The organism is Acidovorax sp. ACV02 (assembly GCF_014851475.1).
Taxonomy (GTDB): Bacteria; Pseudomonadota; Gammaproteobacteria; order Burkholderiales; family Burkholderiaceae_C; genus Acidovorax; species Acidovorax delafieldii.
The window spans coordinates 400,537-420,432 of record NZ_JACUZU010000001.1 but is presented as its reverse complement, the minus strand read 5'-3'; the positions used below and the strand labels follow the sequence as shown (position 1 = coordinate 420,432).

23 protein-coding genes are annotated in these 19,896 nt (G+C 62.2%); 7 read left to right on the top strand and 16 right to left on the bottom strand.

The features are described 5' to 3' along the window. The first annotated feature begins 52 nt into the window (after positions 1-52). A complete protein-coding gene (locus IB236_RS02005; RefSeq protein ID WP_056061100.1) occupies positions 53-1,285 on the top strand; it encodes a multidrug effflux MFS transporter in 1,233 nt (410 codons plus the stop codon). A gap of 15 nt (positions 1,286-1,300) precedes the next feature. Here IB236_RS02005 and IB236_RS02000 read toward each other — a convergent pair whose 3' ends face one another. From IB236_RS02000 to orn, 3 genes are all read right to left on the bottom strand, one after another. Beyond that, positions 1,301-2,770: a GGDEF domain-containing protein gene (locus IB236_RS02000; RefSeq protein WP_192418534.1), complete on the bottom strand. Its 1,470-nt coding sequence runs from the start codon at positions 2,768-2,770 to the stop codon at positions 1,301-1,303. A 136-nt stretch (positions 2,771-2,906) separates the two neighbouring features. Next, on the bottom strand, positions 2,907-4,784 hold the full coding sequence (locus IB236_RS01995; RefSeq protein WP_121943507.1) for a DEAD/DEAH box helicase: 1,878 nt from the start codon (positions 4,782-4,784) through the stop codon (positions 2,907-2,909). Between the two features lie 387 nt (positions 4,785-5,171). Beyond that, complete coding sequence (orn, locus tag IB236_RS01990; RefSeq protein WP_056062110.1) at positions 5,172-5,765, bottom strand: oligoribonuclease; 594 nt, start codon at positions 5,763-5,765, stop codon at positions 5,172-5,174. Positions 5,766-5,802: 37 nt separating this feature from the next. Here orn and IB236_RS01985 point away from each other — a divergent pair, with 37 nt between their 5' ends. Genes IB236_RS01985 through rsgA form a run of 3 tightly spaced genes read left to right on the top strand, consistent with a single transcriptional unit; the run spans position 5,803 to position 8,402 of the window. Then, positions 5,803-7,110, top strand: a complete 1,308-nt coding sequence (locus IB236_RS01985) for a M48 family metallopeptidase (RefSeq protein WP_192418525.1) — start codon at positions 5,803-5,805, stop codon at positions 7,108-7,110. Further along, entirely contained in the window at positions 7,107-7,445 is a 339-nt protein-coding gene (locus tag IB236_RS01980; protein WP_056747489.1) for a 4a-hydroxytetrahydrobiopterin dehydratase, read from the top strand. Before IB236_RS01985 ends, IB236_RS01980 begins: the two co-directional genes overlap by 4 nt. A 12-nt stretch (positions 7,446-7,457) precedes the next feature. Then, complete coding sequence (gene rsgA / locus IB236_RS01975; RefSeq protein WP_099729611.1) at positions 7,458-8,402, top strand: ribosome small subunit-dependent GTPase A; 945 nt, start codon at positions 7,458-7,460, stop codon at positions 8,400-8,402. Positions 8,403-8,451: 49 nt separating this feature from the next. Here the strand turns inward: rsgA and IB236_RS01970 are convergent, their stop codons facing one another. The 6 genes from IB236_RS01970 to rpsP all read right to left on the bottom strand — a co-directional run bounded on the left by IB236_RS01970 (position 8,452) and on the right by rpsP (position 12,633). After that, positions 8,452-9,438, bottom strand: a complete 987-nt coding sequence (locus IB236_RS01970; protein ID WP_056747487.1) for a CobD/CbiB family protein — start codon at positions 9,436-9,438, stop codon at positions 8,452-8,454. Positions 9,439-9,626: 188 nt separating this feature from the next. Then, positions 9,627-10,349, bottom strand: coding sequence for a CoA pyrophosphatase (locus IB236_RS01965; protein ID WP_192418523.1), 723 nt, complete (start codon positions 10,347-10,349; stop codon positions 9,627-9,629). A 90-nt stretch (positions 10,350-10,439) separates the two neighbouring features. Further along, positions 10,440-10,823, bottom strand: coding sequence for a 50S ribosomal protein L19 (gene rplS, locus IB236_RS01960; protein WP_056061081.1), 384 nt, complete (start codon positions 10,821-10,823; stop codon positions 10,440-10,442). Positions 10,824-10,951: 128 nt separating this feature from the next. Next, positions 10,952-11,710 carry a tRNA (guanosine(37)-N1)-methyltransferase TrmD gene (trmD, locus tag IB236_RS01955; protein WP_192418521.1) on the bottom strand — a complete coding sequence of 253 codons (759 nt, stop codon included), beginning with the start codon at positions 11,708-11,710 and terminating at the stop codon, positions 10,952-10,954. A gap of 24 nt (positions 11,711-11,734) precedes the next feature. Further along, positions 11,735-12,307 carry a ribosome maturation factor RimM gene (gene rimM / locus IB236_RS01950; RefSeq protein WP_192418519.1) on the bottom strand — a complete coding sequence of 191 codons (573 nt, stop codon included), beginning with the start codon at positions 12,305-12,307 and terminating at the stop codon, positions 11,735-11,737. Positions 12,308-12,381: 74 nt separating this feature from the next. Beyond that, complete coding sequence (gene rpsP / locus IB236_RS01945; RefSeq protein WP_015013104.1) at positions 12,382-12,633, bottom strand: 30S ribosomal protein S16; 252 nt, start codon at positions 12,631-12,633, stop codon at positions 12,382-12,384. A 145-nt stretch (positions 12,634-12,778) separates the two neighbouring features. On the opposite strand from rpsP, the gene IB236_RS01940 reads away from it, so the two are divergent. Both IB236_RS01940 and IB236_RS01935 read left to right on the top strand, forming a co-directional pair. Beyond that, positions 12,779-13,300 carry a GNAT family N-acetyltransferase gene (locus IB236_RS01940; RefSeq protein WP_192418517.1) on the top strand — a complete coding sequence of 174 codons (522 nt, stop codon included), beginning with the start codon at positions 12,779-12,781 and terminating at the stop codon, positions 13,298-13,300. A gap of 10 nt (positions 13,301-13,310) precedes the next feature. After that, a complete protein-coding gene (locus IB236_RS01935; protein WP_192418515.1) occupies positions 13,311-13,757 on the top strand; it encodes a TM2 domain-containing protein in 447 nt (148 codons plus the stop codon). 117 nt (positions 13,758-13,874) lie between these two features. Here IB236_RS01935 and IB236_RS01930 read toward each other — a convergent pair whose 3' ends face one another. The 3 genes from IB236_RS01930 to IB236_RS01920 form a co-directional block, all read right to left on the bottom strand. Then, entirely contained in the window at positions 13,875-14,885 is a 1,011-nt protein-coding gene (locus IB236_RS01930; protein ID WP_116749216.1) for an inorganic phosphate transporter, read from the bottom strand. A gap of 19 nt (positions 14,886-14,904) precedes the next feature. After that, entirely contained in the window at positions 14,905-15,552 is a 648-nt protein-coding gene (locus tag IB236_RS01925; protein ID WP_055403060.1) for a DUF47 domain-containing protein, read from the bottom strand. 178 nt (positions 15,553-15,730) lie between these two features. Next, on the bottom strand, positions 15,731-16,093 hold the full coding sequence (locus IB236_RS01920) for a DMT family protein (RefSeq protein WP_015013099.1): 363 nt from the start codon (positions 16,091-16,093) through the stop codon (positions 15,731-15,733). On the opposite strand from IB236_RS01920, the gene IB236_RS01915 reads away from it, so the two are divergent. Then, positions 16,023-16,322, top strand: a complete 300-nt coding sequence (locus tag IB236_RS01915) for a hypothetical protein (protein WP_192418984.1) — start codon at positions 16,023-16,025, stop codon at positions 16,320-16,322. The two genes, IB236_RS01920 and IB236_RS01915, sit on opposite strands and share 71 nt — an antisense overlap. Here the strand turns inward: IB236_RS01915 and IB236_RS01910 are convergent. Genes IB236_RS01910 through IB236_RS01895 form a run of 4 tightly spaced genes read right to left on the bottom strand, consistent with a single transcriptional unit; the run spans position 16,307 to position 19,872 of the window. Next, the gene (locus tag IB236_RS01910; RefSeq protein ID WP_056061060.1) at positions 16,307-17,035 is read right to left on the bottom strand and encodes an ABC transporter ATP-binding protein; all 729 of its coding nucleotides are present in this window, start codon (positions 17,033-17,035) and stop codon (positions 16,307-16,309) included. The genes IB236_RS01915 and IB236_RS01910 overlap by 16 nt on opposite strands. 2 nt (positions 17,036-17,037) lie before the next feature. Beyond that, positions 17,038-17,832 (bottom strand): ABC transporter ATP-binding protein, encoded by a 795-nt coding sequence (locus IB236_RS01905; RefSeq protein ID WP_192418513.1) that lies wholly within the window; start codon positions 17,830-17,832, stop codon positions 17,038-17,040. A gap of 20 nt (positions 17,833-17,852) precedes the next feature. Next, entirely contained in the window at positions 17,853-18,929 is a 1,077-nt protein-coding gene (locus IB236_RS01900; RefSeq protein ID WP_192418511.1) for an ABC transporter ATP-binding protein, read from the bottom strand. Positions 18,930-18,942: 13 nt separating this feature from the next. After that, positions 18,943-19,872: a branched-chain amino acid ABC transporter permease gene (locus IB236_RS01895; RefSeq protein WP_056061051.1), complete on the bottom strand. Its 930-nt coding sequence runs from the start codon at positions 19,870-19,872 to the stop codon at positions 18,943-18,945. Between the last annotated feature and the right edge of the window lie 24 nt (positions 19,873-19,896).

The following is a 19,896-nucleotide window of genomic DNA, read 5'->3' as shown; positions in this document are numbered from 1 at the left end:
CACGGCGGTGCGATGTCCTTCGCGTGCCCGCAACCCCCATCTGTCACCACCCATGAACCCACAAGCCCATCTGCTCTGGAAAGCACCCCGCTGGGCGCTCGCGATCCTGCTGGCTGTGCTGGGCATGCTCGGGCCGTTCTCCATCGACACCTACATCCCCGCGTTCTCAGGCATCGCCGCGGCGCTGGGAGCCACACCGGTGGAAATGCAGCAGACGCTGTCCGCCTACCTGTTCGGCTTTGCGTTCATGAGCCTGTTCCACGGCGCGCTGGCAGACAGCTTTGGGCGCAGGCCCGTGATCTTGTGGGGCATCGCCGTGTTCACGCTCGCTTCCGCAGGGTGTGCGCTATCGCAAACGATCGGGCAACTGGTCTTTTTCCGGGCACTGCAAGGCCTGTCCACGGGAGCAGGGATCGTGGTGTCCCGCGCGGTGATCCGCGACATGTTCCCTCCAGCACAAGCACAGAAGGTTATGAGCCAGGTGACCATCTACTTTGGAGTGGCTCCAGCGATTGCTCCCATCATCGGAGGCTGGCTGTTTGTCCACACCGGGTGGCACAGCATTTTCTGGTTCCTGACCTTCGTGGGAGTGGCCCTGTGGACCGCCAACTTCAGGTTGCTGCCAGAGACCTTGCATGTGGAGCAGCGCCAGCCCTTTCATGTGCGCCATCTAATGCGCGGCTACGTGCAGTTGGGCACCAGTGCGCGCTTTGTGCTGCTGGCGCTGGCCAGTGGCGTGCCCTTCAATGGCATGTTCCTGTACGTTCTCTCGGCCCCAGCATTTCTTGGCGATCACCTGTCGCTGGCGCCTACGCAGTTTTTCTGGTTTTTTGTCCTGACCATCTCGGGGATCATGGGCGGTGCGTGGCTCAGTGGACGGCTGGCAGGGCGTATCCCGCCCAAGCGCCAGATCCGCCACGGATTTGTCATCATGTTTTCGGTGGCTGTGTTGAACCTGGTCGCCAATCTGCTGTTCACACCCCACGCCTGGTGGGCTCTGGCGCCCATTGCGGTCTTCTCTTTTGGCTGGGCACTGATGGTGCCGGTGGTGACGCTGCTGGTGCTGGACCTCTACCCGGAGCGCCGAGGCATGGCCTCATCCATGCAGGCGTTTGTCGGCTCTTCGGCCAATGGCCTGGTGGCAGGCGTCATCGCTCCGCTGGTGATGCACTCTACCGTTTTGCTGGCGCTGTCATCACTCCTGATGTTGTGCATTGGCATGCTGTCCTGGATCTGTCTGCACCATCGCTGGCCCGAGATCGGACGTACGCCGGTCCACCTCTAATCAATACCCGACTGATCAAGGACTGGGCTGCCGCCGGTCCACGCTCTTTTGCTGGTAATAGCGGTTCTTCTCCGCATACATCGCCTGGTCTGCGCGGTGAATCGCCGCTTCTACCGCATCTCCAGACTGGCAGCAGGCAATCCCCATCGCCAGGCTGAGATGCTGGCCAGGGTAGAACTGGTTGTTGAGTTCGAGCATCGACAAAATGCGTTCCTGCAAAGCCATGGCTCCGCGCTCATCCGTGCCCGGCAACAACACCGTGAACTCGTCACCACCAATGCGGGCTGCGCAGGCCGGAGCATCCACGGCCTTGGCCAAGACCTCGCCAACGCGGCGCAGCATGGAGTCCCCCGCCGCATGGCCTTGCTCATCGTTCACCACCTTGAGACCATTCAGGTCGATGGCGATGATGGACAGCGGCCAAGGGCCCTTGCGGGTCAGGCGGTTGAGCTCCTCTGCATAAAAGGCTCGGTTGCGCAATTGCGTGAGCACATCGTGCTTGCCCAGGTACTCCAGATAAGCCTCGGCCTTCTTGCGTGCCGTGATATCCACCAGCGACAGGAGCACCAGGCCCCAATCGCTCATGTGATCGGCCAGCACCGAGAACTGCATATGGATATGCACGGCATCCCCGGACAGTGCGTAGTTAACCACTTCGCGCTGCTGAAAGGTCTTGCCCTCCCACAGGTCCAGCAATTGCTCCGCAAAGGACTCGTGCATCTCACCGCGAAACACCCGGCCAATGTTGTTCAGCAGCATTTCTTTGCTCTCTGCGCCGAACATGCGCAGGGTCTGCTGGTTCACATCGATCACCCGGATTTCGTGCATGCAGCGTGTCACGAACTCGGGATGCACCCGGATGAAAGTCTTGAAATCATCAATACCCTGCGCACGCACACCATCGAGCAGGCTCTTGACCGCACTGAAGTCCTCGACCCACAAGGACACGGGTGAGTGCTCGAACAAATCGCGTGCGTACCGTTCGCTGCGGCGCAGCTCGGCACCTGCACGCACGGTGGCCGTAACATCCTCCAGAGACACCAGCACACGGCTCCAGTTGTCCTCGTAACCTGGCAGGATGCGCGCACGGATCTGCACATCCAGCCGACGTCCGTCGAGCGCATAGTTGACTGTCTGGTTAGAAAACTCCAGCTGCCCGTCCCACAACTGTGACAGCTCATGCGACACCGCGTCGTGCATGTCGTCCCTGAAGACCTTATCCAGATTGGCTTCCAGTACCTGCTGGCTCTCGGCGGCAAACAGATCCAGCGTGCGCTGATTCACCTTGAGCACCTTGAGGGCTGCACTGCAGGCCCGCAGGCGGGCCGGGTCCTCTGCCAGGAACTGGCGGATGTCGGTCACGCCTTCGGCGCGCCACTGCTCAAAAAGCTGCTTGAGCGCACTGTAATCCTCCAACCAGAGCGACACTGGCGCCAGCCCGAACATGTGCTCAAAGTCCGCACCCGAAGATAAAGAAGACGACACAGCAGATTCCTCCGGCGGCCATTATTGACGAGGCGCCGTTGGCATCCGCTGCTGAAATGGCCTCCCCAATGAAAAAAGGCCAGCACCTTACGGTACTGGCCTTTGTACAAAGGGCGGCGCTAGCGCCACACAACAATCAGCGCGCGGGGCGTGCAGGACGCTTGCGGGCGTCGTGGGCCACAAAGGGCTTGCCACCACCACCGGCAGGCTTGGCAAATGCAGGCTTGCGAGGAGCGAAATCGCCGCGCGGTGCACCCGCATCGCCACGAGGAGCAAAGCCACCACGGCCTGTATCACCAAAACCAGGCTTGCGGCCATAACCGTCACCGTCACGACGCGGCGCAAAACCACGGTCGCCGCCACGGTCATCACGGCCAGCGAAACCGCCGCCTTCACCACGGGCAGGGGCGCCACGGTTGTCACGACCAGCAAAGCCGCCGCCAAAGCCACCACCGAATCCACCACGATCATTGCCACCACGTGCGGGACCACCGAAGCGACCGCGCGACTGGTTATCACGGTTGTCATACGAACGGCCCGGGGCGCCACGGCCACCACCAAAATCGCCACCGCGAGGTGCCTGCGGAGCGCGCTGTGAAGGCTCCATGCCCGGAATCACTTCGGCCTTGAACTGCTGGCGGCTGTACGACTCAATGTCGTAGATCTTGCGGCGATCGCGGAACTCGGCAAACGTGATGGCCAGGCCATCGCGGCCCGCACGGCCGGTACGACCGATGCGGTGGGTGTAATCCTCAGCCTTCATGGGCAGGCCGAAGTTGAACACGTGGGTGATGGTAGGCACGTCGATACCCCGTGCTGCCACGTCAGTAGCCACCAGAATCTGCACCTGACCAGCGCGCAGCGCCATCAAACGGCGGTTGCGCAGGCCCTGGCTCAGGGCGCCATGCAAAGCGACGGCCGAGAAGCCTTCTTGCTGCAGGTCGTTGGCCAAACCGTCGCACTCCACCTGGGTGCTGGCAAAGACAATGGCTTGGTTGATCGTGGTGTCACGCAGCCAGTGGTCCAGCATCTTGCGCTTGTGCTGGGCATTGTCGGCCCAGTACAGAACTTGCTTGATGTTGGCGTGCTTCTCTTGCGGAGAATCGATGGTCACCTTCTGCACAGACGAACCACCGTCGTGCATCACGCGCATTGCCAGTTGCTGGATGCGGGGCGCAAATGTGGCGCTGAACATCATGGTCTGCTTGCGCTGCGCGGTCAGCTGGTTCAGTTCAGCCAGGTCATCCGAGAAGCCCAGGTCGAGCATACGGTCCGCTTCGTCAACGACCAGGAACTGCACCTTGTCGAGCTTGATTTGCATCGAGCGCTGCAGGTCCAGCAGGCGGCCAGGGGTCGCCACCACGAGGTCAGCGTTTTGCAGTTTGGCGATCTGCAACTGGTAAGGCATGCCACCCACCACGTTGGCCACACGCAGGCCACGGCAATGCTTGACCAGGTCGATGGCATCGTGCGCGACTTGCTGCGCCAGTTCACGGGTCGGGCACAGGATCAGGGCACCAGGGGTGGCAGCCTTGAAGTTGCGCGAACTGGTAGGGTCCTTGCGTTTGGCGCGCTTGGGAGCAGGTTCGCCACGGGCAGCGGCTTCGGCCACGGCGCGTTCAAAAGCGGCGCGCTCTTCGGCTTCGGCAGCAGCTTGCTGGTTGATCAGTGTGTGCAGCACAGGCAGGAGGAAGGCGGCGGTCTTGCCGCTGCCCGTCTGGCTGGAGACCATGAGGTCGATGAACTTGGTGGAGTCGTTGCCACCGCCCATCGCCAGAGGGATTGCCTTGAGCTGCACGCTGGTGGGCTGGGTGTAACCCAGATCAGCCACGGCTTGCACGAGTTCAGGGGCCAGGCCCAGCTCGATGAAGCCATTGGGCTCAGCGGTCACAGCAGCATCGGCTTCGACGGCTGATACCACGGCGTCCAGGGGAGAAGACTGCACGGAAATGTCGGCAGCAAAGGAAGTGTCTGCAGGCGCGAATTCGCCCTGCACCAAAGAGGTGTCGGTCATGATTTTTCTCTCACGAAGACGGTCGCGGGCGCAGCCCACGATTGGCTTCGTCAAATGGTTAAAAAACATCAACCATCAAACGAAACCTGCGCTGGCGCTGAAGGCCTGAGCGGGTGGGCGTTATTCGCCAGTCCTGCACTGTCGAGTGACAGTCGGCTGGCAAGCCCGGTGTGTGAGGGGAGATGCACAATCTGCGAGGGATTCCTGCGCAGCCGTCGATTATTGCACGATTAAGGGTTTGCCCGCAATACTCCCTTCGCTTTTCGCCAGTGGCAATGCCTTCACTGCCAGGAATCCAGTCCCGCGCCGCCGTAAAACACGCACACCAAGGGCGCGGATCTCACAAGGGCTCCCACGCCCCTCACAAAAGGGATGAGAAGCAGTGGCTCAAGACGTTTTCACATCCACGGCCAACAGGTGCTGACGGTAATGCGCCAGCTCGTCGATGGACTCATGGACATCGGCCAGGGCCGTGTGTTTTTGCGCTTTCTTGAAACTGGTGTATGCCTCGGGCTTCCAGCGCTTGGCCAGCTCCTTGAGCGTGCTCACATCCACATTGCGGTAGTGAAAGAACCGCTCGAGCTTGGGCATGTAACGCACCAGAAAACGCCGGTCCTGACCGATGCTGTTGCCGCACATGGGCGCGGTGCCCTTGGGCACGTACTGGGCCAGGAAAGCAAGGATCTTCTGCTCCGCTTCCTCCTCCGTCACCGTAGACGCCTTCACCTTGTCGATCAGGCCGCTGCGGCCATGCGTGCCTTTGTTCCAGGCATCCATCTTGTTCAGCAATTCATCCGGCTGGTGAATGGCAAACACGGGGCCTTCGACGCGGGGTTCCAGGCTCGGACCGGTCACGACCACGGCGATCTCCAGCAGGCGGTCGGTGTCGGGCTCCAGGCCGGTCATTTCACAGTCCAGCCAGACCAGGTTCTGGTCGGATTTGGCAAGCGTGGCAGGGGTGGGGTTGTTGGCTTCTGACATGGCGCGCATTGTCGCCGATGGCCTAAACTCGCCGCACATGCCCACCTCTGACGACATTTCCCCCTCTTTGCTGCTCACCTTGGCCTTTGCAGCCGCGCTGCTACTGGGCCTGGCCCTCAAGTTCTGGCTGGCGACGCGCCAGGTCCGGCATGTTGCACGCCATCGCGCTGCGGTCCCGGTACCGTTTGCCGAGCGCATCGCCCTGGCGGCGCACCAGAAGGCGGCCGACTACACCATCACCAAGGCCCGGCTGGGCATGCTGGAGATGGCGTTGGGCGCGGCCGTGCTGCTGGGCTGGACCTTGCTGGGCGGCCTGGACGCACTGAACCAGGCGCTGCTTGGCGTGCTGGGCGGCGGCATGTGGCAACAGATGGCATTCCTGGTCGCCTTTGTAGCAATCAGCGGCCTGATCGACCTGCCCCTGTCGCTGTACCAGACGTTTGTTGTGGAAGAACGGTTTGGGTTCAACAAGATGACCTGGCGCCTGTGGCTGGCGGACGCCCTCAAGGGCCTGCTGGTGGGCGCCATCATCGGGCTGCCCATTGCCGCGCTGATCCTCTGGCTGATGGGCGCTGCAGGCCCGCTGTGGTGGCTGTGGGCCTGGTGCTTCTGGATGGGTTTCAACCTGCTGCTGATGGTGATTTACCCCACCTTCATCGCACCCTTGTTCAACAAATTCCAGCCGCTTGAAGACGAGTCGCTCAAGGCCCGGGTGACTGCGCTGATGCAGCGTTGCGGCTTCTCGGCCAAGGGCCTGTTCGTGATGGACGGCAGCCGCCGCAGCGCCCACGCCAATGCCTATTTCACTGGCTTTGGTGCCGCCAAGCGCGTGGTGTTCTACGACACCCTGCTGCGCCAGCTGGCACCTGGCGAGGTCGAAGCTGTGCTGGCCCATGAGCTGGGCCACTTCAAGCACCGCCACATCATCCAGCGCATCGTGATGATTTTTGCGCTCAGCCTGGCGGGCTTTGCGCTGCTGGGCTGGCTTTCCACACAGGTCTGGTTCTACACCGGGCTGGGTGTGCGGCCCAACCTCTCGCTGGACCCGGCCATGGCCGCCGCACCCAATAATGCGCTGGCACTACTGCTTTTCATGCTGGTCGTTCCGGTATTTACCTTCTTCATCTCGCCGCTGTTTTCGCAACAATCGCGTCGCCATGAGTTCCAGGCGGACGCGTATGCCGCGGCCCAGGCCAGCGGCGCCGACCTGTCGTCGGCCTTGCTCAAGCTGTACGAAGACAATGCCTCCACGCTCACTCCAGACCCGGTCTACGTGAAGTTTTACTACTCGCATCCACCCGCCACAGAACGGCTGGCGCGCATGCAAACCCCTGCTCACCCATGACTACCATGTTGAAGAAAAAAGACTGGTCCACGCTGACCCGCCGCGCCCTGACAGCTACAGAAATAGTAGCAAATCTGGCCAAACTGGAGGGCTGGAGCCTCAGCGGCGACGGCGCCAACGTCGCCATCGAGAAGACCTACCACTTTGCCAACTACTACGAGACGATCTCGTTCGTGAACGCATTGGCTTTCATCGCCAATGCGCAAGACCACCACCCCGATCTGTCGGTGCACTACAACCGCTGCGTGGTGCGACTGAACACGCACGACGTGCATGGCATCTCCAGCACCGACTTCGAGTGCGCCACCCAGTTCGACGCACTGGTCGCACTGTGAGGCAGGCCCACCATGGCTGAACGCAGCGCCCTCATGGAAGGTACCGTGGTGGCCAGCCATGGGCGCCACTGCATGGTCGAGACCCCGGATGGGGAGCGCCGCATCTGCCACCCCCGCGGTAAAAAAAGCCAGGCCGTCGTTGGCGACCATGTGCTATGGCAGGCACCGCCGCCCGGGCAAGGCGAAGAAGGCACCATCGAAAAGGTCAAGGAACGGCGCAACCTGTTCTACCGACAGGACGAGATTCGCACCAAATCTTTCGCCGCCAACCTCGATCAGGTACTCATCCTGATTGCGGCGGAACCGGTGTTCTCCGAAAGCCAGCTATCACGGGCACTGATTGCTGCAGAGGCGGAGGGCATCAAACCCATCATTGCACTCAACAAGAGTGATCTGGTCGAACCCTTCGCCCGCGCATGGGAGCGACTGCTGCCGTACCGGCACATGGGCGCAGGCAAACACTATGGCGTGCTGCCGCTATCTCTGGCGCTGTCCAGCGATGTGGACCGTGCCCTGCTCATGGAACACTTGCAGGGCAAGACCACGCTGGTGCTGGGCCCGTCGGGGTCCGGCAAGAGCACGCTGATCAACCTGCTGGTGCCGGGCGCCTCGGTGCTCACCGGAGAAATCTCGCAGGCCCTGAATTCAGGCAAACACACCACCACCAGCACCCACTGGTACTGGATGGATGCGGCGCGCACCACGGCACTGATCGACTCGCCAGGGTTCCAGGAATTCGGGCTGCACCATATCGCCCCCATGCAGCTGGCGGCCTGTATGCCCGACATCGCCGAGCATGCAACGGCCTGCAAGTTCTACAACTGCACCCACCTGCATGAGCCGGGGTGCGGTGTGCTGGATGCAGTCAAAAAGGGCCAAAGCGCTGGAGGAATAAGCCCTTCTCGCTACAAAATATATAGCGATTTATTTGAAGAGCTGAGTCACACCCGGTATTGACCGGCGTATGCCAGCGGCGCCACGCGAGATGGCGCGACAGGTGAACGGGCTAGCCGAGCAACCGGGCCAGCGTCAGCAGCGCCAGCAGCAGCATCCAGACCACCACCGAGCGCCACACCAGGCCCACCACGCTACGAAGGTGGCCTACTTCAGGCTCGCGGCCGGGGGTGGAGTCGCTGTCGCCCATGTCGGCATCAATCTCCAGACCCTGTGGCGCATGCAGCTCGGTGCGCGCCTTCAACGCCTCACCGCCCAGGCGCACATTGATGGCCCCTGCAGTGGCGGCAAGAACCACACCATCGTTGTCGTTGGGAAACCGCTGCGCATGAAAACGCCAGCCTTCAATCGCTTCTTCAAAACTGCCGACCACCGCAAAGCTCAGTGCCGTGAGCCGCGCAGGCAACCAGTCGATGGCAGTCCAGGCCTGGGCGGACGCCTGCTGCAAGGACTCGCTGGCGGGCAATGCGCCGGTGCGCTGCTTGTAATGCCAGTAGCGAGAGACAAATTCAGCCAGGCGATACAGCACCGCCCCCGTCGGCCCCAGACCCAGCGCAGCCAGCACCGAGAACCACGCCAACACGCCAAATACATGCCGGTGCGCAGCCAGCACCGAATACTCGATCACATGGCGCACGATCTCGCTGCGCGGCAGGGCGCCCACATCCACCTGTTGCCAGTGCGCGAGGCGCTCGCGCGCCGCGTCTTCGTCCCCCTCTTCCAGCGCATCGCGGATGCCGGTGAAGTGGTGGCTGAACTGCCGAAAACCCAGCGTGACATACAGCACCGCCACGCTCCAGAGCACCGCAAACGGCCAGCCGAGACCCCACAGCAGCAGCCAGTGGATGCCCAGTGTGACCAGTGCAGGAACGAGTACCGCGAGGCTCCACGCCACCCACCCGTGGTGCGATTTGCCCGCGTCGAAATTGCGGCTCACGGACAAGGCCCATGCACGCAGCCCCGCGTGGATGGGATTGCTGCGAGCCAGAGGGCGTGCCTGCTCGATCAGCAGAGCGAACAGGATGGCAAAGAAACTCATGGGGGGCAATGATACTGGCGCCAAGCCACGGGAGCACGTGATTCCGCCGAACCTCAGCAACACATCCTCCAATGAAGCGGGGACCCCACCCGCAGCCCTCAAAGCCCACATGGCCGAAGCCAGAGCCCCATGTGAGGGTCGCGCTGCCACACACCGGGTGCGTCCGCGCAAAGCGCCTCAGGGGTGCTTCATTCAGCCATCATGAACCGGTAGAAATTGCGCAGCATGCCAGCCGTGGCGCCCCAGATGAAATGGGTCTTGTCGCCTTGCTGGTAGGGCATGGAGAACCACTCGCGGTGCACGCCATCGCGGTCAAACACATGGCGGCGATGATGAGCTGGGTCGAGCAAAAAGGCCAGCGGTACCTCAAACAGGTCGGCCACCTCATACGGGTTGGGCCGAAGCACGCAGTCCGGCTGCACCAGGGCGACCACCGGGGTGATGATGAATGACGAGCCGGTCACGTAGGTGGGCAAGGTCCCCAGCACCTCGACAAACTCACGGTCCAGGCCCACCTCCTCCTGCGCTTCGCGCAAGGCGGTTTCAGCAGCACTGGCGTCTTCCGGATCGGCCCGCCCACCCGGGAAGGCCACCTGCCCGGAATGGGTGGACAGATGTGCGGTGCGCTCCGTCAACAGCACCATGGGTTGCTCGCGCAACACGATCGCCAGCAACACGGACGCGTGGGCTGGCTCGCGGTTCATGAACTTCTTTTCCAGCACCACCTCCGGCTCCCACTGGGGTGGCTGTGCAAAACGCGCACGCAGCGCATCGGGCGTCTGCACAGCCAGGGGCACGGCGGGCAGGTGCGCATCCACCCCGACCACCGGCACCGTGCGAGGGTCAAAGTCGGGCAGGCTCGACAGAGGCGCAATGACCGATGAGACAGCAGGAGGAGAAGAAGGGTTCACAAAAAGCAGGTTCCACGGACCAAAAAACAAAAAGCCGCTACAGGCAGATGCTGTAGCGGCTTGTCAGGACAGGCCCTCGCCTTGCTTGAATTAAGCGGCGGTAGCAGCAGCCTTGACGCGCGAAGGCAGCTTTTCCTTGATACGTGCCGACTTGCCGCTGCGGTCACGCAGGTAGTACAGCTTGGCACGGCGCACATCACCGCGGCGCTTGACTTCGATGCTGGCGATCAGCGGGCTGTAGGTCTGGAACGTACGCTCCACGCCTTCGCCGCTGGAGATCTTGCGCACGGTGAAGCCGCTGTTCAGGCCGCGATTGCGCTTGGCAATCACCACGCCTTCGTAAGCCTGCACACGCTTGCGGGTACCTTCCACCACGTTCACGCTCACGATGACGGTGTCACCAGGGGCGAATTCGGGGATGGTCTTGTTCAAGCGGGCAATTTCTTCCGCTTCCAGGGTCTGGATCAGGTTCATGTGAGTTTCCTAGTGATCTTGTCCGCGCCAAAAATGGCTGCGTCGGGATTGACGTCTCAGTGTTTTGCGGGAGAACTCCCAGTCAAAACGGCCGGCCAGAGGATCGAAAAGCCTTTGATTATAGCAATTCAGCCGAGCTTGGCCAATACGGCTTCATCGGCGGGTGCCAAACGCCCCGCTTTGCGCGCGGCATCGATGAGATCAGGCCGGTGGCGGGCCGTGGTGGCTAGGCGCTGCTCGCGCCGCCAGCGCTCGATCTGCGCATGGTGACCCGACATGAGGGCCGAAGGCACCTGCTGCCCTGCCCACTCTTCGGGCCTCGTGTAATGCGGGCAGTCCAGCAGGCCATCGAGCGCGGGATTGAAGCTGTCGAGCTGGTGGCTGCCCTCGTCGTTGAGCACCCCGGGCTGCAGGCGCGCCACGGCGTCCAGCAGCGCCATGGCGGCAATCTCGCCGCCCGAGAGCACGAAGTCGCCCAGGCTCATCTGAACATTCACATGGGTGTCAATGAACCGCTGGTCTATGCCTTCATAGCGTCCACAAAGCAACACGGCCCCCTCGCTGGCAGACCAGCGCTCCACGGCGGCGTGGTTCAGCGACTCGCCAATGGGGGAAAAAAGAACCAGCGGCGCCTCGCCGCCCTCGGGCTCACCGCGCTCTGCCCGGATGGCCGCAAGGCACCTCGCTAAGGGCTCAGCCATTATCACCATGCCCGGGCCACCGCCAAACGGGCGGTCATCCACCCGGCGGTAGTTGCCGTCGGCGTAGTCGCGTGGGTTCCACAGGCGCACATCAACCTGGCCGCTGGCATAGGCGCGCCGGGTCACACCGCTCGCCAGGAAGGGCGCGAACAGCTCGGGAAAGAGGGTGATGATGTCAAAGCGCATAGGGCGCGGCTCGTGACGGCGTGGTCAGTAGTCGGGCTGCCAGTCCACGGTGATGCGTTTTTCGACCAGATCCACCTTGTCCACGAAGGCCGAGACAAACGGAATCATGCGCTCCTGTGCCTTGCCGTCCTGCTCATAGGCCAGCACCAGCACGGTCTGGGGACCGGTGGACATCAACTCGCGCACCTCGCCCAGCGCCACACCTTCACGGTTGAAGACCGACAGACCAATCAGATCGACCCAGTAGTACTCGTCTTCGGAGGTGGATGGAAAACTGGATCGCGGCACAAAAATCCGCGCACCGCGCAACGCCTCTGCACCATTGCGGTCATCAATGCCCTGCGCCCAGGCCACCACGGAGTCCGAATGATCCTTGGCTTGGCGGATGGGCAGAAGCACGGTGCCGCTGAAGGTCTTGGCACCACGCTCGGAGGGCTGCAAATACCAGCGTTTGGACGAAAAAAGCGCCTCGGGATTGTTGCTGTGCGACAGCACCTTGAACCAGCCCTTGATGCCCCAGGCATCTGCGATGCGCCCCACTTCAACGGCGTCGGCAGGCAGTTCTGCGGGTTCGAGGGTCAACGGTGTGGTGGCCATGGCAGTGAATCCAGAATGAGAAAAGGGCGGGTTCCGCCAGACCAGCCGACGGAACCCGCCCTTTTCAGGGAGCTTTAAGCAGCCTTCTTGGCGGCTTGCTTGATCAGGCGGTCCACCGTGGGGGAGGACTGGGCGCCAACGCCCACCCAGTAAGCCAGACGGTCTTGCACGATGCGCAGGCCTTCTTCAGATTCCTTGGCGGTGGGGTTGTAGAAGCCGATGCGCTCGATGAAGCGGCCATCACGGCGCACGCGCTTGTCAGCAACGACGATGTTGAAGAAAGGACGGCCCTTGGAGCCGCCGCGGGAGAGTCGAATGACGACCATGATTTATCCTTCGGGTGGTGAACTCCGGCAACATTTGCCGTAAGCCACAGTGTTCGCAACCATATTCGCAACGCTTGAGACACGCGACATGGCCACCCGGCCAGCGACACGCTGCAAAGCCTGCGATTATATCCATTTCCCCAAAATGCCCTCTATCCGCCCCAGCACTGACAGCGATATTCCTGCCATCACGGCCATTTACCAACACCATGTGCTCCACGGCACGGGCACCTTCGAGATAGATCCTCCCTCCGAAGCCGACATGGCGAGCCGCCGCGCTGACGTGCTGGCGCGTGGCCTGCCCTGGCTGGTTGCTGAGAAAGACGGTCAAGTGCTGGGCTTTGCCTATGCCAACTGGTTCAAGCCCCGCCCGGCCTACCGCTTCTCGGCCGAAGACTCGATCTACGTGGCCGATCAGGCCCGCGGCATGGGCCTGGGCCGCAAGCTGCTGGCCGAGCTGGCGGTACAGGCCGAAGTGGCTGGCGTGCGCAAGCTGCTGGCGGTGATTGGAGACTCTGCCAACGCAGGCTCGATCGGCGTGCACCGGGCCCTGGGCTTCACCGATGTGGGCATCATGCGCTCGGTGGGCTGGAAGTTCGGCGCCTGGCGCGACATCGTGCTCATGGAAAAGACCCTGGGCGCGGGCGACACCACTTCACCCGAATAGCGCGGCACCCATGAAAAACAAAACCGTAGCCGCCTGGCTCGCCTTTGTCGGCGGACCCCTGGGCCTGCACCGCTTTTACCTTCATGGCCTGTCCGACATGCTCGGCTGGTTGTTGCCCATCCCCACGGCGCTGGGCATCTATGGCATTCAGCGGGTGCAACAACTCGGCCAGGACGACCACTACAGCTGGGTGCTGATACCGCTGCTGGGCTTCACGATTGCCGCCTGTGCGCTGCGTGCCATCCTGTTCGCGCTGATGACACCCGAGGCATGGAATGCGCGCTACAACCCCAGCGCCGCACCGGACGCCGCGCCGGGCAGGACGCAATGGATCACCGTGGGCGCCATCGTGGTGTCCCTGCTGATTGGGACCACGGTACTGATGGCCAGCCTGGCGTTCAGTTTCCAGCGGTACTTTGAGTACCAGATCGAGGAAGCGCGCAAGATCTCGCAGTGATCCGCTGGCAGGCGCCAATGCAAACGCCCCATCGAATTCACACTCAATGGGGCGTATGCGCTAGTGTTGATTGCCTTGAATGCTATCTATTCAATAGCATTCGCGATAACTCCGCCATCAGAACAGCTGCAGGCTGATCCAGTAGGCGACGGCGGCCACAAAGGCGCTTGCTGGGATGGTCAGAATCCACGCCCAGATGATGTTGCCGGCCACGCCCCAGCGCACGGCGCTGGCGCGCTGCGTGGAGCCCACACCGACGATGGCGCCCGTGATGGTGTGCGTGGTGGACACCGGAATGCCCAGTGTGGTGGCCAGGAACAAGGTCAGCGCCCCACCCGTTTCGGCGCAGAAGCCGCCCACCGGCTTGAGCTTGGTGATCTTCTGGCCCATGGTTTTGACGATGCGCCAGCCGCCAAACATGGTGCCCAGGCCGATGGCCACGTAGCAGCTGATGATGGCCCAGGTGGGTGGCGAGGCGTCAGACGCCGACGCATACCCGGTGGCAATCAGCAGCAGCCAGATGATGCCGATGGTTTTTTGCGCATCGTTGCCGCCGTGGCCCAGGCTGTAGGCACCCGCAGACAACAGCTGCAACCGGCGGAACCACTTGTCCACCTTGCTCGGGCGCGTGCGCCGGAAGATCCAGGCCACGGCCACCATCATGAGCGAGCCCAGCGCAAAACCCAGCAGCGGCGAGACAAAGATGAACGCCACGGTCTTGAGGATGCCCGCCGAGATCAGCGCGCCCGCACCAGCCTTGGCAATCACAGCGCCCACAATGCCGCCGATGAGGGCGTGCGAGGAGCTGCTGGGGATGCCGTAGTACCAGGTGATCACGTTCCAGGTGATCGCGCCCACCAGGGCGCCAAACACCACGTGCGTGTCCACAATGCCGGGCTGCACGATGCCCTTGCCCACCGTCGCTGCCACGCTCAGGTGAAAGACAAAAATCGCCACAAAGTTGAAGAAGGCGGCAAACAGCACCGCCTGCGCGGGCTTGAGCACGCCGGTGGAGACCACCGTGGCGATCGAATTGGCCGCGTCATGGAACCCGTTCATGAAGTCGAACAGGATTGCCAGGGCCACAAGCAGAACCACAACCCAGAGGGCCGTCTGTACGGTTTCCATACTGGTCAGCCTGCGCGGATCAGGAGTTCTCGAGGACGATGCCCTCGATGCAGTTGGCCACGTCCTCGCACTTGTCGGTGATCGTCTCCAGCAGTTCGTAGATGGCCTTGAGCTTGATCACCTCGCGGACATCGGGCTCCTCGCGGAACAGCTTGCTCATGGCGCTGCGCATCACGCGGTCGGCGTCGGATTCGAGCTTGTCGATCTCCTCGCAGGTCTTGAGCGCGGCCTCGGCAACGGCCGGGTCGGCGATCTTGTCGAGCAGCTTGACGGCATCGCGCAGGCGCTCGCAGCACTTGAGGCTCAGGTCCGTGAGGCGGGTGATTTCTTCCGTCATGTGGCGCACGTCGTACAGCGCCATGGTTTCAGCCGAGTCCTGGATCAGGTCGGCCACATCGTCCATGGTGTTGATCAGCGTGTGGATCTGCTCACGGTCGATGGGGGTGATGAAGGTCTTGTGGATGGCCTTGTTCACCTCGTGCGTCACTCGGTCGGCGGCACGCTCGGCGTTGTCCACATCCTGGTTGTACTTGTCGCGCAGGTGCGGGTCGCTGTAGTTGGCCACCAGTTGCGAGAAGGCCCGGGCCGCCTCGACGATGCGGTCCGCATGCTGGTTGAACATTTCGAAAAAATTGCCTTCGCGTGGCAACAGCTTGGCAAACAGCATGGAGACTCCTGGATCGGGAACGAATGGTGAGAAAAGGCCGCGCCATGACAGAACCATGACGCTTTCGTGACCCGGCGAGTTTAACCGTGCGCCCTGCAGGGACTGATGCCGCCGCCTCATGCAGTCATGCGCACGGCGCCGTGGGCGACGACACACTGGCCGTTCAGGCCCTGTGCCTTCAGGCGCCCCGGAAGATGAAATACACCGCCCCCACCAGGCACAACCCCGCCCAAAGGTAGTCCCACTTCAGGGGTTGCCCCATGTAGAACACGGCGAACGGCACAAACACACCCAGCGTGATGACCTCTTGCATGATCTTGAGCTGCCCCACGTTGAACTGGGTGAAGCCAATGCGGTTGGCCGGCACCTGCAACAGGTATTCAAACAGTGCGATACCCCAGCTGACGAGGGCCGCGACATACCACGGCGAAGACGCCAGGTTCTTCAGGTGGCCGTACCACGCAAAGGTCATGAAGATATTGCTGGCAGTGAGCAGCAATACCGTTTGCAAAGAAATAGGCAGGGATTGGAGCGCGTTCATGGTGGAGCGGCAGGCTGGGGAAGTGAACGAAGCGGCCGATTATGAACAAAACCAATCGATTGTGCTGGTGTTACATACCTTGTCAGCTATATATTTAATAGCAATTTACTGCAACACCACCCCCACCAACAGACATAAAAAAAGGCACTCCCGAGGGAGTGCCTTGCTGGACAGCCGCCGCACCACACCAGCGGTGCGCAGGCTTGCGGTCGCTTATTCGCCCAGGTAGGCAGCGCGCACCTTGGGGTCGTTGAGCAACTGCTGGCCAGGGCCCGACATGGTGATCAGGCCGGACTCCATCACGTAGCCGCGGTCGGCAATCGCCAGCGCGCGGCTGGCGTTCTGCTCGACCAGCACGATGGTCACTCCCAGCGCGTACACGTCGCGCACCACCTCAAAGATCTTGTCCACCATGATGGGGGACAGGCCCATGGAAGGCTCGTCCAGCAGCAGCACCTTGGGTTGGCTCATCAGCGCGCGGCCCATCGCCAGCATCTGCTGCTCACCGCCCGACATGGTGCCGGCCAGCTGGTCCTTGCGCTCGCGCAGACGCGGGAAAATGGTGAACATCTTCTCGATGTCAGCCAGGATGCCGGCCTTGTCGGAGCGCGTGTAGGCGCCCATTTGCAGGTTTTCGGTGATGGTCATGCGCGCAAACACGCCACGGCCTTCCGGCACCATCACCAGGCCCTTCTTCACCAGGTCCCAGGCGCCCTTGCCCTTGATGCTTTCGCCCAGGTACTCGATGTCGCCGTCGTTCATGGCCAGGGTGCCAGTGATGGCCTTCATGGTGGTGGTCTTGCCCGCACCGTTGGAGCCGATCAGCGAGACCAGCTCGCCTTCACGCACTTCGAAGTCCACGCCCTTCACGGCCTGGATACCGCCGTAGGCCACTTTCAGGCCCTTGACCTGCAGCAGTACCTTGTTGGATTTTTCGGCCATTCTCAATGTCCTCCGGTGCCCAGATAGGCCTCAATCACTTTTTCGTTCTTCTGCACTTCGGCAGGGTTGCCTTCGGCGATCTGCTTGCCATAGTCGAGCACCGTCACACGGTCGCACAGGCCCATCACCAGCTTCACGTCGTGCTCGATGAGCAAGATGGTGCGGTTGTCTTTGCGGATGCGGTCGATCAGCTCGCGCAGCAGCACCTTCTCGGTGGCGTTCATGCCGGCGGCGGGCTCGTCCAGCGCAATCAGTTGCGGATCGGTGGCCAGGGCCCGGGCGATCTCCAGGCGGCGCTGGTCGCCGTAGCTCAGGGTGCGCGCCTTGTAGTCGGCAAACTTGCCAATGCCCACGTACTCGAGCAGTTCCTGTGCGCGCTTGGCGATGGCCAGCTCTTCTTCCTTGAAGCCCTTGGTACGCAGCACAGCGCCCAGCAGGCCGGACTTGGTACGGATGTGGCGGCCCACCATCACGTTTTCCAGTGCCGTCATTTCTGCAAACAGACGGATGTTCTGGAAGGTGCGCGCGATGCCCGCCTTGGCCACTTCATGCACGGCTGTCGGCTCATAGGGCTTGCCAGCCAGTTCAAAGGTACCGCTGTCGGGGGTGTACAGGCCGGTAATCACGTTGAAGAACGTGGTCTTGCCTGCGCCGTTCGGGCCAATCAGGCCATACACCTGGCCTCGCTCAATGGTGATGCCCACGTCGGAGAGGGCTTGCAGGCCGCCGAAGCGCTTGGAAATGCCCGCAACCCGCAGCACCACGTCGCTGGCTGATTTCTGAATGTTCTCTGCCATGTTCTAACTTTCTGCGGTGTTCAGGTCTTCTGCGTGAGGCTCTTGCCATGGTCGGGCGCAGGCCACAGACCACGGGGACGCATCAGCATGATGATGATCATGGCCAGCGCGATCAGCAGCTGGCGCAGGATGGCGGAGTCCAGGCGACCGTCCGTCATGGCCTGCAGAGGGCCTGCCACATAGCGCAGCACTTCGGGCAGGGCCGACAGCAGCACGGCGCCCAGGATCACGCCAGGAATGTGGCCGATACCGCCCAGCACCACCATGGCGACGATCATGACCGACTCCATCAGGCTGAACGACTCGGGCGACACAAAGCCCTGGAACGCACCGAACATCGCACCCGACACGCCGCCGAACGAAGCCCCCATGCCGAAGGCCAGCAGCTTCATGTTGCGGGTGTTGATGCCCATCGCCTTGGCAGCGATTTCATCTTCACGGATGGCCATCCAGGCGCGGCCGATGCGCGAGTCCTGCAGGCGGTAGCAGATGATGATGGACACCACCACCAGGGTCAGGAACAGGTAGTAGTACAGCGTGACGGAATTGATGTCGAAACCGAACACCTCCAGTCGCTTGCCCAGGTCCAGGCCAAAGATCTTGACCGAGTCGATCTGGCCCAGGCCCTTGGGGCCGTTGGTCAGGTTGACCGGGTGGTCCAGGTTGTTCAGGAAGATGCGGATGATTTCGCCGAAGCCCAGCGTCACGATGGCCAGGTAGTCACCGCGCAGCTTCAGCGTGGGCGCCCCCAGCATGGCGCCAAAGAACGCCGCTAACAACGCCGCCACCGGTATCACGATCCACAGCGAGGTGTGCAGCCCGTTGGGGAACATGGCGGCAAACGCCACAAAGTTGTCCGCCAGGTGCGGCGAAGCCATCAAGGCAAACAGGTAGGCGCCCACGGCGTAGAACGCCACGTAGCCCAGGTCCAGCAGGCCGGCGTAGCCCACCACGATGTTCAGGCCCAGGGCCAGCAGCACGTACAGCAGGGCCAGGTCGGCGATACGCACCCAGGCGTTGCCGAAGGATTGCAGGATCAGCGGCAGCACCAGCAGCGCGACGGCGCCGATGATCCAGTTGGTTTTGGTGTTCTTCATGGTGTGAGGCTCCTCAGGCGCGATCGGCCACACGCTCACCCAGCAGGCCCGAGGGGCGCAGCGTCAGGATGATGATGAGCACGATGAACGCAAAGATGTCGGTGTAGTGGCTGCCCAGCAAACCGCCAGTGAGCGTGCCGATGTAGCCGGAGCCGATGGCTTCGATGAGGCCCAGCAGGATGCCGCCCACCACCGCACCGGCCAGGTTGCCGATACCGCCGAACACCGCCGCCGTGAAGGCCTTGAGCCCCGGCAGGAAGCCCATGGTGTGCTGCGCCGTGCCGTAGTTGGAGGCATACATGATGCCGGCGATGGCCGCCAGGATGGCGCCGATGATGAAGGTGGCCGAGATCACCATGTCGGGCTTCACGCCCATCAGGGAGGCGACGCGGGGGTTCTCCGCCGTGGCGCGCATGGCGCGGCCCAGGTTGGTGTGGTTGACCAGATAGACCAGCGAAGCCAGGGCCACCGCGGTCACCCCCAGGATCAGGATCTGGGTGGGAGTGATGTACGCACCACCCAACTGGAACGGCGTGCTGGGCAGCAGCGTGGGATAGGGCTTGTAGTTGGGCTTCCAGATGATCATGGCCAGCGTCTGCAGCAGGATCGACATGCCGATGGCAGTGATCAGGGGGGCAAGACGGGGGCTGGTGCGCAGTGGCTTGTAGGCCACCTTTTCAATCACGAAGTTGAGCGTGGCAGCGACCACGCAGGCGATGAGCGTGGCCAGCAGCAGGATGACCCAACCCGGCGCGCCGGGCATGGCAGCCTGCATCATTCCAATACAGCTCCAGCTGGTGAGGGCTCCGATCATGAGCACCTCGCCGTGGGCGAAATTGATGAGTTGAATAATGCCGTACACCATCGTGTAGCCCAAGGCTATCAAGGCGTACATGCTGCCGAGTACCAGACCGTTGATGATCTGTTGCAGCAAAATGTCCATAAGAGAAGTCCTTCGTTTGTGACG

Coding starts and splice junctions, on each gene's coding strand:
- IB236_RS02005 (WP_056061100.1), top strand. CDS start 53: ATGAACCCACAAGCCCATCTGCTCTGGAAAGCACCCCGCTGGGCGCTC.
- IB236_RS01995 (WP_121943507.1), bottom strand. CDS start 4,784: ATGACCGACACCTCTTTGGTGCAGGGCGAATTCGCGCCTGCAGACACT.
- orn (WP_056062110.1), bottom strand. CDS start 5,765: ATGTCAGAAGCCAACAACCCCACCCCTGCCACGCTTGCCAAATCCGAC.
- IB236_RS01985 (WP_192418525.1), top strand. CDS start 5,803: ATGCCCACCTCTGACGACATTTCCCCCTCTTTGCTGCTCACCTTGGCC.
- IB236_RS01980 (WP_056747489.1), top strand. CDS start 7,107: ATGACTACCATGTTGAAGAAAAAAGACTGGTCCACGCTGACCCGCCGC.
- rsgA (WP_099729611.1), top strand. CDS start 7,458: ATGGCTGAACGCAGCGCCCTCATGGAAGGTACCGTGGTGGCCAGCCAT.
- IB236_RS01970 (WP_056747487.1), bottom strand. CDS start 9,438: ATGAGTTTCTTTGCCATCCTGTTCGCTCTGCTGATCGAGCAGGCACGC.
- rplS (WP_056061081.1), bottom strand. CDS start 10,823: ATGAACCTGATCCAGACCCTGGAAGCGGAAGAAATTGCCCGCTTGAAC.
- trmD (WP_192418521.1), bottom strand. CDS start 11,710: ATGCGCTTTGACATCATCACCCTCTTTCCCGAGCTGTTCGCGCCCTTC.
- rimM (WP_192418519.1), bottom strand. CDS start 12,307: ATGGCCACCACACCGTTGACCCTCGAACCCGCAGAACTGCCTGCCGAC.
- rpsP (WP_015013104.1), bottom strand. CDS start 12,633: ATGGTCGTCATTCGACTCTCCCGCGGCGGCTCCAAGGGCCGTCCTTTC.
- IB236_RS01940 (WP_192418517.1), top strand. CDS start 12,779: ATGCCCTCTATCCGCCCCAGCACTGACAGCGATATTCCTGCCATCACG.
- IB236_RS01935 (WP_192418515.1), top strand. CDS start 13,311: ATGAAAAACAAAACCGTAGCCGCCTGGCTCGCCTTTGTCGGCGGACCC.
- IB236_RS01930 (WP_116749216.1), bottom strand. CDS start 14,885: ATGGAAACCGTACAGACGGCCCTCTGGGTTGTGGTTCTGCTTGTGGCC.
- IB236_RS01925 (WP_055403060.1), bottom strand. CDS start 15,552: ATGCTGTTTGCCAAGCTGTTGCCACGCGAAGGCAATTTTTTCGAAATG.
- IB236_RS01915 (WP_192418984.1), top strand. CDS start 16,023: ATGAAGATATTGCTGGCAGTGAGCAGCAATACCGTTTGCAAAGAAATA.
- IB236_RS01920 (WP_015013099.1), bottom strand. CDS start 16,093: ATGAACGCGCTCCAATCCCTGCCTATTTCTTTGCAAACGGTATTGCTG.
- IB236_RS01910 (WP_056061060.1), bottom strand. CDS start 17,035: ATGGCCGAAAAATCCAACAAGGTACTGCTGCAGGTCAAGGGCCTGAAA.
- IB236_RS01905 (WP_192418513.1), bottom strand. CDS start 17,832: ATGGCAGAGAACATTCAGAAATCAGCCAGCGACGTGGTGCTGCGGGTT.
- IB236_RS01900 (WP_192418511.1), bottom strand. CDS start 18,929: ATGAAGAACACCAAAACCAACTGGATCATCGGCGCCGTCGCGCTGCTG.
- IB236_RS01895 (WP_056061051.1), bottom strand. CDS start 19,872: ATGGACATTTTGCTGCAACAGATCATCAACGGTCTGGTACTCGGCAGC.